At 53.9% G+C, this 15,564-nt stretch carries 12 protein-coding genes; 4 read left to right on the top strand and 8 right to left on the bottom strand.

Annotated elements, in window-relative coordinates; all coding sequences use genetic code 11:
• Positions 1-21: 21 nt before the first annotated feature.
• Positions 22-1,089 (bottom strand): alkene reductase, encoded by a 1,068-nt coding sequence (locus C2E16_RS17505; protein WP_084970621.1) that lies wholly within the window; start codon positions 1,087-1,089, stop codon positions 22-24.
• 613 nt (positions 1,090-1,702) lie between these two features.
• On the opposite strand from C2E16_RS17505, the gene C2E16_RS17500 reads away from it, so the two are divergent.
• Both C2E16_RS17500 and C2E16_RS17495 read left to right on the top strand, forming a co-directional pair.
• A complete protein-coding gene (locus tag C2E16_RS17500; protein WP_084970620.1) occupies positions 1,703-3,847 on the top strand; it encodes an ornithine decarboxylase in 2,145 nt (714 codons plus the stop codon).
• 241 nt (positions 3,848-4,088) lie between these two features.
• Complete coding sequence (locus tag C2E16_RS17495; RefSeq protein WP_038624194.1) at positions 4,089-4,826, top strand: helix-turn-helix transcriptional regulator; 738 nt, start codon at positions 4,089-4,091, stop codon at positions 4,824-4,826.
• Here the strand turns inward: C2E16_RS17495 and C2E16_RS17490 are convergent.
• Both C2E16_RS17490 and C2E16_RS17485 read right to left on the bottom strand, forming a co-directional pair.
• Complete coding sequence (locus C2E16_RS17490; RefSeq protein WP_038624196.1) at positions 4,807-5,457, bottom strand: acyl-homoserine-lactone synthase; 651 nt, start codon at positions 5,455-5,457, stop codon at positions 4,807-4,809. The genes C2E16_RS17495 and C2E16_RS17490 overlap by 20 nt on opposite strands.
• A 333-nt stretch (positions 5,458-5,790) precedes the next feature.
• Complete coding sequence (locus C2E16_RS17485) at positions 5,791-6,399, bottom strand: TetR/AcrR family transcriptional regulator (RefSeq protein WP_052133861.1); 609 nt, start codon at positions 6,397-6,399, stop codon at positions 5,791-5,793.
• 311 nt (positions 6,400-6,710) lie between these two features.
• On the opposite strand from C2E16_RS17485, the gene C2E16_RS17480 reads away from it, so the two are divergent.
• Both C2E16_RS17480 and C2E16_RS17475 read left to right on the top strand, forming a co-directional pair.
• Complete coding sequence (locus tag C2E16_RS17480; protein ID WP_038624200.1) at positions 6,711-7,937, top strand: Tm-1-like ATP-binding domain-containing protein; 1,227 nt, start codon at positions 6,711-6,713, stop codon at positions 7,935-7,937.
• 2 nt (positions 7,938-7,939) lie between these two features.
• Entirely contained in the window at positions 7,940-8,770 is an 831-nt protein-coding gene (locus C2E16_RS17475) for a phosphoenolpyruvate hydrolase family protein (protein WP_038624202.1), read from the top strand.
• A 95-nt stretch (positions 8,771-8,865) separates the two neighbouring features.
• Here the strand turns inward: C2E16_RS17475 and C2E16_RS17470 are convergent, their stop codons facing one another.
• The 5 genes from C2E16_RS17470 to mutY all read right to left on the bottom strand — a co-directional run bounded on the left by C2E16_RS17470 (position 8,866) and on the right by mutY (position 15,503).
• The gene (locus tag C2E16_RS17470; protein ID WP_038624204.1) at positions 8,866-10,539 is read right to left on the bottom strand and encodes a ShlB/FhaC/HecB family hemolysin secretion/activation protein; all 1,674 of its coding nucleotides are present in this window, start codon (positions 10,537-10,539) and stop codon (positions 8,866-8,868) included.
• Between the two features lie 55 nt (positions 10,540-10,594).
• Entirely contained in the window at positions 10,595-12,832 is a 2,238-nt protein-coding gene (locus C2E16_RS17465; RefSeq protein WP_052133862.1) for a filamentous hemagglutinin N-terminal domain-containing protein, read from the bottom strand.
• 183 nt (positions 12,833-13,015) lie between these two features.
• Positions 13,016-14,095: a membrane-bound lytic murein transglycosylase MltC gene (gene mltC, locus C2E16_RS17460; RefSeq protein WP_038624206.1), complete on the bottom strand. Its 1,080-nt coding sequence runs from the start codon at positions 14,093-14,095 to the stop codon at positions 13,016-13,018.
• Positions 14,096-14,142: 47 nt separating this feature from the next.
• Complete coding sequence (locus C2E16_RS17455) at positions 14,143-14,415, bottom strand: oxidative damage protection protein (RefSeq protein WP_038624208.1); 273 nt, start codon at positions 14,413-14,415, stop codon at positions 14,143-14,145.
• Positions 14,415-15,503, bottom strand: a complete 1,089-nt coding sequence (mutY, locus tag C2E16_RS17450) for an A/G-specific adenine glycosylase (RefSeq protein ID WP_038624209.1) — start codon at positions 15,501-15,503, stop codon at positions 14,415-14,417. The genes C2E16_RS17455 and mutY overlap by 1 nt, the downstream gene beginning before the upstream one ends.
• Positions 15,504-15,564: the final 61 nt, after the last annotated feature.

Below are 15,564 nucleotides of genomic sequence, written 5' to 3'. Positions count from 1 at the left end.
CCGTCGGCGCGCCGGAAAATCTTACTCCGTCAGGAAGGGATAATCGGTATAGCCGCGCTCGTAGGGCGGCTCCATCCGATAGATGGTCTCGTTATCCACGGCGTTTAGCGGCGCCTGCCGTTTAAAACGCTCCACCAAATCTGGGTTGGCGATAAACAGTTTGCCGAAGCTCACCGCGTCCGCCCGGCCCTCTTCAATCAGCTTCTCCGCCTCTTCACGCGTAATGCCTTCGTTGGCGATAAACGCGCCGCTGAACTTTTCCCGCACCAGCGGGCCGATCGGCTCCGCCTGAGTCAGCGCTTCGCGGGCGAAAATAAACGCCAGCTGGCGCGCGTCGAGCTGCTCCGCCACGTAGCCGAACAGCGCCTGCGGGTTGGAATCGGACATGGAATAGGCGTTGGACATCAGGTTCAGATGCACGCCGACGCGATCCGCCGACCAGACGGTCAGCACCGCATCCACTATCTCCAGCAGGAAACGGGCGCGGTTCTCAATAGCGCCGCCGTAGCGATCGCTGCGTTTGTTAGAGCCGTCATGCAGGAACTGATCGATCAGATAGCCGTTGGCGGCGTGGATCTCAACGCCGTCGAAGCTCGCCTGGCGCGCGTTTTCCGCCGCGCGGCGAAAATCTTCCACGATGCCGGGAATTTCGTCGGTCTCCAGCGCACGCGGCGTGACGTAAGGACGCTGCGGTCGCACCAGCGTCACATGGCCTTCCGGCGCGATGGCGCTGGGCGCGACCGGCAGATCGCCATTAAGATGTATCGGATCGGAAACACGGCCCACATGCCAGAGTTGCAGCACGATTTTGCCGTCGGCCTGATGCACCGCGTCGGTAATTTTGCGCCAGCCCGCCACCTGCTCTTCGCTCCAGATGCCCGGCGTGCTGGGATAGCCAACGCCCTGCGGTGTTACCGAGGTCGCTTCGGTGACAATCAGGCCGGCGCTGGCGCGCTGCACATAGTACTTCAGCATCACCTCGTTAGGCGTACGCGCCTCGACCGCGCGCATACGCGTCAGCGGGGCCATGACAATACGGTTCTTTAACGCCAGTGCGCCGATTTTTACCGGTTGGTACAAGCTTGCCATAGTTACCTCATCCATTCAGTGGGTGTCGGACTGCGAACCTGCATCATGCGTAGTGACGCTAAGGGCGTCAATCGGCGGAGGGACGGATAGAGGCGGCGCAGCATAGAGTGTTAAAAGATAGCGAAGATTTAGGTGCATAAAAACCCGCAATATATCGCTTAAATAAACAGATCTGGCGTTAATCATCCTGATAATTACAAGCTGTTTCTTATTAAAAATGATTTTTTATTCATTCTGCATGGTTGTTCTCATCGGCAAAGAGTGCCATGATGTCGGCCACTTTTTATCACCCCCCAGCTTTAACGCGTGAGGTTATCGCTATGTTCGGATTGATGCAGGCTCTGCGCCGCTGTTCCCATCATTGCCGATGGTCGCCGCGTGGGCGCGTTTCCGCCATTTCCCCGATTACCCGCCAGTTTCCCATGCGGTGAGGCTAACCGAAGCCCGCTGTTGGACATGCGTAAAAACAGAGGCCTTCTGGTTTTACTGATGTCTATCGGTTGCCGCTGAACCCCGTTCTGCTTCGCATCCTTTCGACACGTTTCGCCGGGAAGCTGATTCCCATTGCCGTGCCTTGCGCACCCACTCATCCTTGACCCTGGGGATTTGTGTTATGAACCCACTGAAAATAGCCGCCAGCGCCGCGCTGGCGCCAGCACTGACCGTCGGACGCGACGTTGTGGCGCTCGACAGCACCGACTTTACGGATGTGGCGGCGGTTGTCGTCTCGGTAGCGGAGGCGCGCAGCGGCATACTGGGGCTGCTGCGCCATACCGGTTTCTCTTTCCCGGTTTTCCTGGCAGTCAGCCAGGCGAGCGAAGCGGAAAGCCTGCCGCCGGTTACCGGGCTGCTGGACGGCAGCGCCGAATCGCTGGCGCGGCTGGCGCAGGCTGCGGAGGAGTATGAGGCCGGACTGCTGCCGCCGTTTTTCGATACTCTGACCAAATATGTCGCCATGAATAACAGCACCTTCGCCTGTCCGGGGCACCAGGGCGGGGCGTTTTTCAAAAAGCATCCGGCGGGGCGGCAATTCTGGTCATTCTATGGCGAGAACCTGTTCCGTTCCGATATGTGCAATGCCGACGTCCGGCTGGGCGATCTGCTGATCCATGAGGGATCGGCGAAGGATGCGCAGAAGTTCGCCGCCAAAGTGTTCAACGCCGATAAAACCTATTTCGTGCTGAACGGTACCTCCAGCGCCAATAAAGTCGTGACCAACGCGCTGCTGACGCGCGGCGATCTGGTGCTGTTCGACCGCAATAACCATAAATCCAACCATCACGGCGCGCTGATTCAGGCGGGCGCGACGCCGGTCTATCTGGAAGCGGCGCGCAATCCCTTCGGTTTTATCGGCGGCATCGACGCCCACTGTTTCGATGAGGAATATCTGCGCGAGCAGCTGCGCGCCGTCGCGCCGGAACGCGCCGACGAAGCGCGGCCGTTTCGCCTGGCGATTATCCAGCTGGGCACCTATGACGGCACCGTTTATAACGCCCGGCAGGTGATCGACCGCATCGGCCATCTGTGCGATTACATTCTGTTTGATTCCGCCTGGGTAGGCTATGAGCAGTTTATTCCGATTATGGAAGCCTGTTCACCGCTGCTGCTTGAGCTGAATGCGAACGATCCGGGCATCTTCGTTACCCAGTCGGTGCATAAACAGCAGGCCGGTTTTTCGCAAACCTCGCAGATTCATAAAAAAGATAACCATATTCGCGGGCAGAAACGCTTTTGTAGCCACAAGCGGCTGAATAACGCCTTTATGCTGCATGCGTCGACCAGCCCGTTTTATCCGCTGTTCGCCGCGCTGGACGTGAATGCCAAAATACATCAGGGCGAGGCGGGACGTCGGCTGTGGCACGAGTGCGTTATGCTGGGCATCGAGGCGCGTAAGGCGATTCTGACGCAGTGCCGTTTGATTCGCCCCTTTGTGCCGGAAAGCGTTAATGGCGCTCCGTGGCAGGCGGCACCCACCGCAGAGATTGCGCGCGACGCGCGTTATTTCAGCTTCGCGCCGCAGGACCGCTGGCATGGCTTTACGGGTTACGCCGAAGATCAATACCTCGTCGATCCCTGTAAGCTGTTGTTGACCACGCCCGGCATTGATGCCGCCAGCGGCGAATACAGCGAATTTGGCGTGCCGGCCGCTATTCTCGCCAACTTCCTGCGTGAAAACGGCATCGTGCCGGAAAAAAGCGATTTGAATTCGATTCTGTTTCTGCTGACTCCCGCGGAAAGCGCCGCGAAAATGGCGCATCTGGTGGCGATGCTGGTGCGGTTCGAACAGCATATTGAGGCGGATTCGCCGATGAGCGAGGTTCTGCCGGTGTTGTACAGCAAGCATGAGGCGCGCTATCGCGGTTACGGCCTGCGCCGCTTATGTCAGGAGATGCACGATCTTTATGTCGGCTACGGCGTAAAAGATTTGCAGAAGGCGATGTTCCGACAGGCGAGTCTGCCGCAGGTGAAGATGAATCCGCAGGACGCCAATCAGGCTTTTATTCGCGGCAACGTCGAGCTGGTGCCCATTGCGCAGGCGGAAGGGCGCATTGCTGCGGAAGGCGCGCTGCCTTATCCGCCAGGCGTGCTGTGCGTGGTGCCAGGAGAAGTCTGGGGCGGAGCGGCGCAGCGTTACTTCCTGGCGCTGGAGGAGGGGCTTAATCTTTTGCCTGGTTTTTCACCGGAATTGCAGGGCGTTTATAGCGAAACGGATGAGCGGGGAGTAAAACGGTTATATGGATATATCATTACAGACTGAGGGATTACCTTGACCTCACAACGTTAACTGTATGATAATTTTTAGATAAATTTTCCCTGGTGTTGGCCAAATGGCAACCTGATCTCAAATGGTCAGGTTTTTTTTGCTTAAAATTTAATCTTTGTCTTTTACTTTCATACACTTTACGATGTAGCGAACCAGCTTGTAAGTTAGACTTAGGTACAGGGCCCTGCCTTTGCGGGTAGATTAGGGAAGATATAACGTTATTTTGAGGTTAAGGATGTCACTATTTTTCACAGAAAATCAGGCGATCATCGACACCGCTCAGCATTATTTCGACAGAAAGTTAAAGCAGCTTGGTGATTTAAAATACGCTTACATGGTGTTAAATAAAAAAAATCCCGCTGATATGGTGATTATTTCCAATTATCCTTCCGAATGGGTGGATATCTATAAAGAAAATAATTTTCAACAAATCGATCCGGTTGTTATCGCTTCCTTTACACGCATCGCTCCTTTCTCATGGGATGAGAATATTACCATTAATAGCGAACTCAATTTTTCTAAAATATTTAACCTGTCTAAAAATTATAAAATTGTAAACGGCCATACATTTATTTTGCATGATTATTACAATAACCTCGCGCTGCTCTCTATTCTGATGAATGAAAATGGCGTTAATGAGACCGAGGCGATTGTTAAAGACAATGAAGATAAGCTGCAGATGCTGCTTATTAAAGTGCATGACAAAATTGTCACGCTCTACAAGGAACTGGACAGCAACACCGCCGCTAAAAAGCAGTTAAGCAAAGATATTTTCTCGCCGCGTGAAAATGAGATCCTTTATTGGGCAAGCGTCGGCAAAACCTATCAGGAAATAGCGCTCATCCTGGGCATTAAAGTCAGCACTGTGAAGTTTCACATTGGCAACGTGGTGAAAAAACTGGGCGTAATGAACGCGAAACATGCCATCAGGATGGGCGTTGAGCTACAGCTGATTAAACCGGCTGCCGGTTAGGCTGAAAATTCAGCGGCCAATTTGCTAACTCTTTGTCAATAAAAAGTTTATCCGGGTTGGCTTTTTCAATCAGCGTGTTGCGGTTTTGATCGTCGATGGGAAGAAATACGATATAGATTTTCTCTTTTTTCTCGGAAAGCGTCTGCTCAATAACGGAAATTTGCCAGCCGGAACGTTTCAGAATGCGTAACATCGCATGGCTGACCAACGTATATATTCCCTCATAGCCGTAATGGCGTGCATAATTCACCATCGCCAGAAACAGCATGTTGCTAATAGGATATTGATAGAGTTCCGTACTGCGGGCGCGATCTTTATCGACGAAAAAACGGCTTGACTCAATATAGTTCCCCTGCGGCAGTTCGACTTTATCAAACCATGGCGCAAAGGTGTGGCTGATCATATTTGGATAGCGGGTTTCGATAAATCTCACGCTGCATAATACGTTATCGTTATGGATACCAAAGACGTATGTAGTATGCTCATTATCATACTCATCAAATTCCATACCGTTGATGCAGTTAACAGCCCAGTCCAGGCGATCCTTAAAGGTTTCCTTTCTCAGGATAAAGAGTTCACTTGACCTCTGTTCTGATAATTTTTGGTAGTTGATATCAAGAAAATTTATCATGCTAGCTCCATTTCGATGATGTTGTTTTGCATCTGAATTACAAAACCCGCCCCAGAAAGCGATAACTATTCCGGTAAAATCCTGCAACGATTTTCGCTTTTTCCGACGCGCTTGTACAGCGGACAAAAGAATATGTGTCAGACGACGAGAAGGACTGTTGTAATCCCTTACTAATAGGGGCAAGCGGGCGTCGCTATCTTTGACCACGCGGGAAAACACGACAACATGATAAAACCGCTTAGCCCGGACTAAACGGCGATAAGGCTGGCCAGCCTGGAGAGCCGACGCGTGCGTAACCCGCGCGCCGGAATAAGAAGCTATCCTGCACGCTGGTCAGTCGTTTGACAGTGCGTCCTCACGCGCCTGCCGCACAATCGCTTTGGCGATCCAGCGGGCAACATCCTGCAACGCATCGTCATCGCAGCCCCAGATATCCTTCATCACCAAAAAGATCTCTGAGCCGTAGACCAGCGACAGCGCATACATCACCTTTTGCAGCACAGCGGGCGGCAGCTCTGCGCGCAGCGGTTCAACGACGCGCTGCAACGTTTGCTTGCGGTTGCCGCGCACCAGCTTTTCTTTAATCATCGGCAGATCGGTAGAGCGCGACTGCGCCCACTGCGTCAGCGAAAGGTGCAACGCGGCGCGCAGCGTGCCCTCATGTTGCAGCATGCGTGGAAAAGCGAATGCCAGCAGTTCGTCGATGCGATCGCCGACATCCGCCTGTGTTGGCTGGAAATTTTTCATCGGGCTGAGCGTTTCGGTGACGATGGCGGAGACGAGGGCGCTTTGTGTCGGAAAATAGCGATATGCCGTCGCGCGCGAAAGCTGTGCGGCCTGCGCCACTTCAGTAATGGAAGGAAAACTGCCGCTATCGAACATTTTCATTGCCGTTTCGATTAATAGCCGGCGCGTACGGGCGCGCGTGGACGTCATCGGCATGCCTGCCTGGGTGTCCCTTTCTATCACTTTAACCTCTTGTTTTCTCAATATCGGGCAGATTGCCCGTCTGGTCGCATAGCACAGTCGGCACTATATCAGACTTGATGTTTTTTACAGCGAACAATTCGATCTGGTTAATCATCAGTTTTTTCTCAATAATGCCGAGACGCGCATTTCATTCACTTGATTTATCAATCGTGACAATGATACTGTTGTCTCGAACGAGGGGAATTTTTCCGCCCGTAGAGTGCATTTTGGTTTTTATTTCATTTTTATCAAGTCTTTAATGGCTAATATAACAGGAACGTTTAATGAAAACGAAAGAAGAAACCGGTTACATCTATGTGGCCGCTACGGCGGATACTAAAGGAATAGAACTGTATTATGTTTGTGATTTGATAAGGAAAACTGGCCTTCAGGTAAGGTCTGTTGACCTGTCAGCACAATCACTTAGCCGCGTTTCTGAGGCAGATGTCACCCCTGAAGAGGTGGCTGCGTTTCATCCGCAGGGCATCGACGCCGTCTTCTGCAACGATCGGGGATCGGCTATCGCCGCCATGAGCCTCGCTTTCCAGAATTTTCTTAAATCCCGTCAGGATGTCGCGGGTATCCTGGGCCTGGGCGGCTCGGGCGGTACCGCAATGGTGACCCCCGCGATGCAGGCTTTGCCGGTCGGCGTGCCGAAAGTGATGGTTTCTACTATGGCGTCCGGCGATATCTCCGGCTATATCGGCGCCAGCGACATCAGCATGCTCTATTCCGTCACCGACGTGGCGGGGCTGAACCGCATTTCACGCAAGGTACTGGGCAACGCCGCCCACCAGATCGCCGGCGCGGTACTGTTTCAGCCTGATGAAAACGCGAACGATAAGCCAGCGCTGGGGCTGACCATGTTTGGCGTCACCACGCCCTGTATTCAGGCGGTGAGCCAGCAACTGGAAAATGATTTTGATTGTCTGGTTTTCCACGCCACCGGCAGCGGCGGCATGGCGATGGAAAAACTGGCGGAGAGCGGCATGCTGGCTGGCGTGCTGGATCTCACCACCACGGAAGTTTGTGATTTACTGGCTGGCGGCGTACTGGCCTGCGGCGAAACGCGCTTTGACGCCATCGCCCACTCACAGATTCCCTGCGTTATTTCCTGCGGCGCGCTGGATATGGTCAATTTCGGCCATCCGTCGAGCGTGCCGGAAAAATATGCGGACCGGCTGTTCTATCATCATAATGCCCAGGTCACGCTCATGCGCACCACACCAGGGGAAAACCGCGAAATAGCGAAGTGGATTGCCGCCAAGCTAAATCGTTGCGAAGGAGAGGTACGGTTCCTGATTCCAGAAGGCGGCTTCTCCGCGCTCGACGCGCCGGACATGCCGTTCTGGTCGCCCGAAGCGAATGACGCTTTTATCGCCACGCTGGAAGCAGAACTGATACCGACCGAAAAAAGAAAAATAATTAAATTACCTTATAACATTAATGATCCAGAGTTTGCTGACGCCGCAGTTCAGGCGTTTCGTACTATCAACACCAGGGAGTTTTAATCATGTCTGCGTTTAATCGACAGGAGTTGCTGGAGAAGTTCCGCGCCATGATCGCCCGTCGCGAGCCGATTATCGGCGGCGGCGCCGGCACCGGCCTTTCTGCGAAATGCGAAGAGGCGGGCGGTATCGATCTGATCGTTATTTATAACTCAGGCCGCTATCGCATGGCGGGACGCGGTTCGCTTGCCGGGCTGCTGGCCTACGGCAACGCCAACGAAATCGTGGTGGATATGGCGAAAGAGGTGCTGCCGGTCGTGAAAAAGACGCCGGTGCTGGCGGGCGTTAACGGCACCGATCCTTTCTGCCATTTCGACAAGTTTCTTGACGATCTTAAGGCGCTGGGCTTTTCCGGCGTGCAAAATTTCCCAACCGTCGGCCTGATTGATGGTAACTTCCGCGCCAATCTGGAAGAAACCGGCATGGGTTACGGGCTGGAAGTGGAGATGATCCGTCTGGCGCATCAGAAAGATATGCTGACCACGCCCTACGTCTTCAGCGCTGAGGATGCGGTGGCGATGACCGAAGCGGGCGCGGATATTATCGTGCCGCATATGGGCTTAACCACCGGCGGCAATATCGGCGCGGAAACGGCGTTAAAGCTGGAGGATTGCGTGCCGTTAATTAATGAATGGGCGCAGGCGGCGAAAGCGGTGCGTGAGGATGTCATCGTGCTGTGTCACGGCGGCCCGATTTCCACACCGGAAGATGCGCAGTTTATTATGAACAACTGTCCGCAGTGCGACGGCTTCTACGGCGCCAGCTCAATGGAGCGGCTGCCGACGGAAACCGCGTTAACCAATACAACAAAGCAGTTTAAAGCTATTCAGCGTTAATTTTCGGCGCCAACACCAGGCTCCTGCTATCACAGCCGCGACATCCGACAACGGTGGCGCGGCTGTTCTTTTTGTCAGGCGCCAGCGCCCCGGTTTTAATATTCCCACTGCACATTGAAGCCGAGCGTTATGGTATCCGTCTGATAGCCCGCAGGCTTCCAGAGTGGCGTACCGGCAAACAGGTGATAACCGACTCCCCAGCGTTCACCGCGCAGGCCCAGCACGCCGCCCGCCAGCTGTTTTCCTTCCTCCGCGTTGTCGGCGCGGCTGATAATACGCCCGTAATCAATGCCGGTATAAAGCCGCTGATCCCACTGTGGTAAATGCAGGTTAACGGTATTGCTCAGGAACCAGCCGCTGTTGCCGGTCAGGCTGTTTTCACCATCGAAACCGCGCACGCTCCAGCGGTTGCCAATGCTGAAGCGGTCCTGGCTTACCAGCTTGTCGGGCGACGCCTGTAGCAGGAAGTGCGGCTGATAGCTCATCTGTGCACCAGCCAGCTGAAAAGGGAGCCAGGCCTGCATATCAAACGTCATCAGCCGACCGGCGCGGTGATAACCGTTGTACAACATCTCGGTGGTAGGGCGGTTGCCAAACCACGGCACGTTGCGTTGCAGGCTGAGCGTGGCGTCGACCACGCCGTTTTCCAGATAGCGGCGGTGGGCGAGCGACAGGCGCGCATTGGTTATCTCTTTTTGCTGCAGTTCAATTTCCGTATCGTTGAGAAAATAGCGGTAGTCGCGCTGATTGATCTGGGCGCTTAAGGTGGTTTTCTGCGTCGCGTCGCGGTGCAGCAGGCGACTGAGTTGTAGGCTGAAATTACGGCTTTTGCCACTGTAGTAATAGTCCGACAGCTCGCCGGTCAGCGGCTGGCTGTAACGGTTTTCGCTGGCGTAGAGATCGAGCAGCCAGTAGCCGTAGGGCACTGAATACCAGGCGGCGTAGTTGCGGCTGCCGCGCTGCTGTTGATATTCCAGCGTCTGCCCCAGGGAAAAATAGAACAGATCGTTTAACCGGGTAGGGTTATCGAGATAAAACGCCGCGCCACCCTGATAGCGTCCGGTATAGCGGCTACCAGCGTCATCCAGCCAGAACGAGGCGCGCCAGCCGCGGTTTTGCTGTCGCGAGACAGTGATATCACTGGTGCCGGGTTGTTCGCCGGGCGCCAGCTGGATCGCGACATCGGTATGGGGAACGCGCTGCATATTCTCCAGTCCCTGTTCGACGGCGCGTAGATCCAGCAGATCGCCTGGGCGCAGGGGAAAAGCGGCGTTAAGGTAGATATTGTCGCTGCTGCCTTCAGCAAGCTTGAGCTGGCCTACGTGCCCGGCGTTAATGCGCAGCCTGAGCGTGCCGTCGCCCGCCCGCTGATCGGGCACGTTGACTCTCGACGTGATATAGCCCGCCTTCATAATGCGATTTTCCAGCAGCCTGACTAAATGGCGCACGTTTGGAACGTTAAGGCAGCGACCGAGACCCCGATCCGCGATGCGCTGCACAGGAAGCCAGGCGGGAAGGTCGCTGCGGTTTTCAAGATGGATCGCCTTTATTCTCAGGCAGCCTTCGGTATCGGTAAATTCACCCGTGTCGTTGTCAGCGACCGTGACGCTTCCCTGTACCGCTTTCCCGGTTGTGGTCAGGCTTTTCTGGCGCGCCTTTTGCTGTTCCTGCTGATGCAGACTTTGTTGTTCAATAATGGCGCTGTGAGTGCTGGAGAAAGAGGTGATGGGCAGAATCAATAATGCCGAAAATAGCAGCCTGTAAGACATATCGCTTCCCTGAGAAAAAAACGTGCCGCCTGTGACGGCACGGTAAAGTGATTAATTATTTAATAGAGTTAACAACCTGCGGATCAATATCATCGTTTCCAGGCGTGTCCTGCGCTTCCTCTGCCGGATCCTGCGCTTCCTCAGTCGGGTCCTGCGCTTCTTCAGTCGGGTCTTGCGGTTCCTCAGTCGGGTCCTGCGCTTCCTCAGCCGGATCCTGCGCTTCCTCAGTTGGGTCCTGCGCTTCCTCAGTCGGGTCCTGCGCTTCCTCAGCCGGATCCTGCGCTTCCTCAGTTGGGTCCTGCGCTTCCTCAGTTGGGTCCTGCGCTTCCTCAGTTGGGTCTTCCGGTTCCTCAACCGGTTTCAGCGTGTTAACTAATTTAACATCGCCAACGAACTGGCCAGAGTTCTTGAAAGAAGGGGAATAGATCAGAGAATCAGCAGATTCGATCGTACCGCTGTTTGTCACTACGGGCGCGCTCAGCACAATATTATTAGCGCCTTTCAGCACGCCGCTATTAGACAGCGAGTTAGTAACGTCTGCGCTCAGCCAGTCGGCGGCGTTCAGCTCACCATAGTTTTCAAAATCTTTGGTTTTCAGGGAAATGGTGTTGCCGGTAATCGCTTTTTTGTTATCGAAATTGCCTTCCGCCGTAATGGTTACCGCGTTGTTCGCCTTGATCACGTTATGGTTGCCTAACGACTCCTGTACGCGATAATCAACATTGCGGCCAGCGGTGATCTCGCCCTGTTTCGTCTCGGTTACCGGGAAGAACCACCAAATGTTATAGGCATAATTATTATCTATCTTACCCACATCAAGGTTAACGTCACGCCCAGCCTTAACGGCGGCGTCAGCCATATACAGCATATTGTCCACCCTCAGGTTGACATCATTGTTTGCCTTAATATGGCTGAATTTGTTATCCAGATCTTTCGCTGTAATATTGACATCGTTAAACGCGTAAATCTGACCTTCATTGACGACCTTATCCGCGTTAATCCCGATATTGCCCAGGCTGTGAATGCCTTTATTTTCTGTATAGTTATTTATATCGAATTCAAGCGACGAGCTGTTTTTGACGCTGTCAGCTTTGATATTCAGCGTTCCCGTACTCGCTATAAAACCGTTGTCGTTTTCCAGCTCGCTGGCGGAAATATCCAGATACTGAGCACCGAGCAGTTTTGCGGAGTTAGTTATTTTCTTCTCTACGGCAAGCGAGGTGAAACTTCCCCCCATAAAACCAGCATCCACAGGTTCAATCTGGCCCTGCTCATTTCGACTGAGAGCGGCTTGTTTGTTATTAGCCAGCTCTTTCGCTTTAACGTTGAGTAAAAACGTATCGATAGTGCCGCCCTGGTTTGTAATTTTGTTATCTGAATTTAATGTGATGCTTCTGGCGGCTTGCATAAGGCCGAGGTTATTAATGATATCCCCGCTTGAGCTGATATCCAGATCCGAGGCTGCGCTGATAACGCCAGCATTACGCACGCCGACACCGTTATTATTGGCCACCACGGTAATCTTATTGGCGTACATGCCGCCCAGTCTGCTTACATCCACCAGCACGTTAGTAGTGGCGTCATCCAGCTTGCTCTGGGCGGTTGCCCCAGTCTCGGTCAGCCCAACGAGATTATTGCGACCGGCCACCACCGTTAGGTTCTGCGCCTCTACCGCGCCGTTAAGGACGACATAGCGGCCAATCAGGTCGGTATATTCGCTGAATTTATCTTTCAGACCGTTATCAGTAATAGTGATGCCGCCTTTTTCCACTTTGAAGCCCGCCAGCTCACCTTTCTGTGTGAACTGCGGCGTACCGGTGGTCAGCGTATTACGGCTGGTATTAATAAAATCGCAGCCGTTACAGGTAATGCCGTTGGGGTTGGCAATAATAACGTGCGCTTTCTGACCGGCTACTTCCAGATTGCCTTCCAGCTTGCTCGCCTGCGAAGAAGTCACTTCATTCAGAATCACGCGCGCCGGCGCGCTTTCGTTCAGGTTGCGGTTACCGGCAATCAGACCGGCGACGGAAGTCAGCGAGGAATCTTTGCTATTATTCAGCACCAGACCTTTTTTATTCACATCAAAGCGTGAATATTTATTATGGGAAATGCCGTTAGCGGACGGCGCATTAATATTTACCGTTTCTGAGTTGTTGGAATTGGTCAGCACATTAATATTATTAATAGTGTGCTTATCAGCGGTAACCGCGGCTTCTGCCACAGTGGCGACGCTGCCGGTGACGAGCATAATGCTCAGGCAAAGATGGTTAAACTTAAATTTATTTACAGCCATTTTATTCCCTTAAATGTTGTTATTAGCAATTTTTGGAAAAATTAAAATTGCTGCGCGCGCCAGAAATGCATTTCTGTAGCGGCAGGGAGAAGAGTAGAGAGTTTAACCAGCGAGAAAAATCGTATTTTAGCGAAATTACGTGAAGGGAAAAAAAGCCCACCGGGAAGGGCGGGCTTATTTTTGTCAAAAACGGTGGTAGCTGCGCTGCGCGTTGCTGACCTTATAAAGGTAGCGACGCGATTCCGCCGAGGGATGACGGGTTGTCAGCGTCTGGTAAACCTCATTCGGCGACAGGGCGTTAATCTGCGCGAAGGCGCGATCCTTGTCGCTGGAGAAGACGCGCAGCACGCTGCCGGCGCCGCCGTTGTAGGCAGTAATAACCGCATAGCGGCGTGATACCGGGTTGGCGATGCCTGCCAGATAGTTGTCCTGCAAAATCGACAGATAGGCGGTGCCGGTATCGATATTGTTTTCCGGGTCGAACAGGTAGCTGCGGCTCGGTTTGCCCCATTTTCCTTTCATGCGGAACACATCGAGACCCGCCGTATGCTGCACTACCTGCATCAGTCCCAGCGCATCGGAGTGGCTGACCGCATAGGGGTTGAAGCTCGATTCGATCTGCATAATCGCCAGGATCAGCGAGGCGTCGACGTTATATTTCTCCGCCGCTTTGCGTACCATCGGCAGATATTTGTGGGCGCGCTTGTCGAGGTGGTTTGGCACCATCGGAATGGTCACGGACCAGATCACATGCAGACCGGAAACGCGGCGTTGCAGCTTGTTCTGGATCAGGTAGTCGGCAAAGCTGGCTGCGCGTCCCTGCCAGCGGATCGGCTGGCCGGTGTTATCCAGCACCTGGCCGTACAGCAATGGCTCTTTGCTGAGCTGCACATCGTTGGCGTCGGAATAGAGATCGACGTTGCCCGGATCTTCGCCGATCAGCAGCGTGGTGATAATCGCCTGGCGCAGGCTGGCGGCCGGATCGGTGCCGGAAATGGTCTCGATGGTGATCGAGCCTTTTTCAAAGTTAATATGGCTGCGGGTGTAATAATTGTCGCTGTACTTAACGTAGTCCTTCGGACCGGCGATCAGGACTTCATTGATACCCCAGATATTTTCGATGTTATGGGCAAACTGACCCATCAAAATGTCAAAGCCGTTGGTGTCTTTTACCCACTCCTCATGGAACGCTTCTTTTTTGCTGCCTGAACAGGAAACCAGCAGCGGTGCTATCACTAGCAAGGCAATCAGTTTTTTTTTCATCGTCTCTGCGCGCAACCAAAACAGGGCCTCAAACGAGGCCCAAATTTTTATTTTTCTGGTGGGGTATAACCTTCGATATGCACATCTTTGCCTTCGAACAGGAAATTCACCATCTCCTTCTCCAGCACTTTGCGATCTTCGGGGTTCATCATGTTGAGCTTTTTCTCGTTGATCAACATGGTCTGCTTGGTCATCCACTGCGACCAGGCCTCTTTCGAGATTTCATTGTAGATGCGTTTGCCCAGTTCGCCTGGGTAGAGCTGAAAATCCTGACCTTCAGCTTCGCGTTGCAGAAACGTACAAAAGATTGTGCGGCTCATTACTCTTCCTCTTCAGTAACGCGCATATGCAGCGATATTTGCTGTGGATGCCGCAATTCTTGCAGCAGGCGTTCAACCGGTGCGGCTAGGCCCACGGCCGGTGGTTGCGCTAAGTTATACCAGAGACCCGGCCCATCATCCATCGCCGCGCCGGAAGAGGGCAGCGACAGCCACATTGGCACAATATCCAGATGGAAATGGCTGAAGGTATGGCGAAACGCCGTCAGCTGCTGCAATGTGCCGTCGTCGATGCCGCGCGAGCTGAGCCATGCCCGCAGCTCGCTTTCGGCGGCGAACTGCGGAAAGCAGAACAGGCCGCCCCAGAGACCGACAGGCGGACGCTGCTCCAGCCAGACGCCGTCGCCGCGCTGCATTAGCAGCATATAGCCGGTGCGCTCCGGCAGCGTCTGCTTCGGCTTTTTGCCGGGATAGCTGGCCCAGCTGCCTTCGGCGTAAGCGACGCAGCCGCTGTTTAGCGGGCAGATTTCACATTTGGGTTTGGAGCGGGTGCAGACCAGCGCGCCGAGATCCATCATCGCCTGGTTAAACTGGCTGACGCCCTGCGCGGGCGTCACCTCTTCGGCGATCTGCCAGAGGCGCTTCTCCACCTCTTTTTTGCCGGGCCAGCCGCCCACCGCGTAGCAGCGCGCCAGCACGCGCTTCACGTTGCCATCGAGAATCGGATAGTGCTGGCCGAGCGCCAGCGACAGCACCGCGCCGGCGGTAGAGCGTCCGACGCCGGGCAGCGCGGCGACCTCGTCAAAGGTTTCCGGAAACGCGCCGTGATGGCGATCGGCGACGGTTTGCGCCGCCTTATGTAAATTGCGCGCGCGCGCGTAATAGCCCAGGCCGGTCCACAGATGAAGCACTTCATCCAACGGCGCGGCGGCCAGATCGTTGACCGTCGGAAAGCGCGCCATAAAACGTTCAAAATAGGGGATAACGGTGGCGACCTGGGTCTGCTGCAGCATCACTTCGGAGAGCCAGACTTTATAAGGCGTTTTGGCCTGTTGCCACGGCAGGGTTTTACGTCCGAAGCGCTGATACCAGTCCAGCACCTGCTGCGCGAACTGTTGCGCTTGCATCATAAGAAGGAAAATTTCCGTTATTGCTCTACACTCAGGCAGGCATTCCAGCATAGACATTGCG

The sequence above is a fragment of the Mixta calida genome (assembly GCF_002953215.1).
GTDB classification, from domain to species: domain Bacteria; phylum Pseudomonadota; class Gammaproteobacteria; order Enterobacterales; family Enterobacteriaceae; genus Mixta; species Mixta calida.
This window is presented reverse-complemented; position numbering and strand designations above follow the sequence as displayed.

Excerpts from the sequence above, each read along its gene's own strand:
- C2E16_RS17485 (WP_052133861.1), bottom strand. The coding sequence starts at position 6,399 with ATGCCGATGACGTCCACGCGCGCCCGTACGCGCCGGCTATTAATCGAA.
- C2E16_RS17455 (WP_038624208.1), bottom strand. The coding sequence starts at position 14,415 with ATGAGCCGCACAATCTTTTGTACGTTTCTGCAACGCGAAGCTGAAGGT.
- mltC (WP_038624206.1), bottom strand. The coding sequence starts at position 14,095 with ATGAAAAAAAAACTGATTGCCTTGCTAGTGATAGCACCGCTGCTGGTT.
- C2E16_RS17475 (WP_038624202.1), top strand. The coding sequence starts at position 7,940 with ATGTCTGCGTTTAATCGACAGGAGTTGCTGGAGAAGTTCCGCGCCATG.
- mutY (WP_038624209.1), bottom strand. The coding sequence starts at position 15,503 with ATGATGCAAGCGCAACAGTTCGCGCAGCAGGTGCTGGACTGGTATCAG.
- C2E16_RS17500 (WP_084970620.1), top strand. The coding sequence starts at position 1,703 with ATGAACCCACTGAAAATAGCCGCCAGCGCCGCGCTGGCGCCAGCACTG.
- C2E16_RS17505 (WP_084970621.1), bottom strand. The coding sequence starts at position 1,089 with ATGGCAAGCTTGTACCAACCGGTAAAAATCGGCGCACTGGCGTTAAAG.
- C2E16_RS17465 (WP_052133862.1), bottom strand. The coding sequence starts at position 12,832 with ATGGCTGTAAATAAATTTAAGTTTAACCATCTTTGCCTGAGCATTATG.
- C2E16_RS17470 (WP_038624204.1), bottom strand. The coding sequence starts at position 10,539 with ATGTCTTACAGGCTGCTATTTTCGGCATTATTGATTCTGCCCATCACC.
- C2E16_RS17490 (WP_038624196.1), bottom strand. The coding sequence starts at position 5,457 with ATGATAAATTTTCTTGATATCAACTACCAAAAATTATCAGAACAGAGG.
- C2E16_RS17480 (WP_038624200.1), top strand. The coding sequence starts at position 6,711 with ATGAAAACGAAAGAAGAAACCGGTTACATCTATGTGGCCGCTACGGCG.
- C2E16_RS17495 (WP_038624194.1), top strand. The coding sequence starts at position 4,089 with ATGTCACTATTTTTCACAGAAAATCAGGCGATCATCGACACCGCTCAG.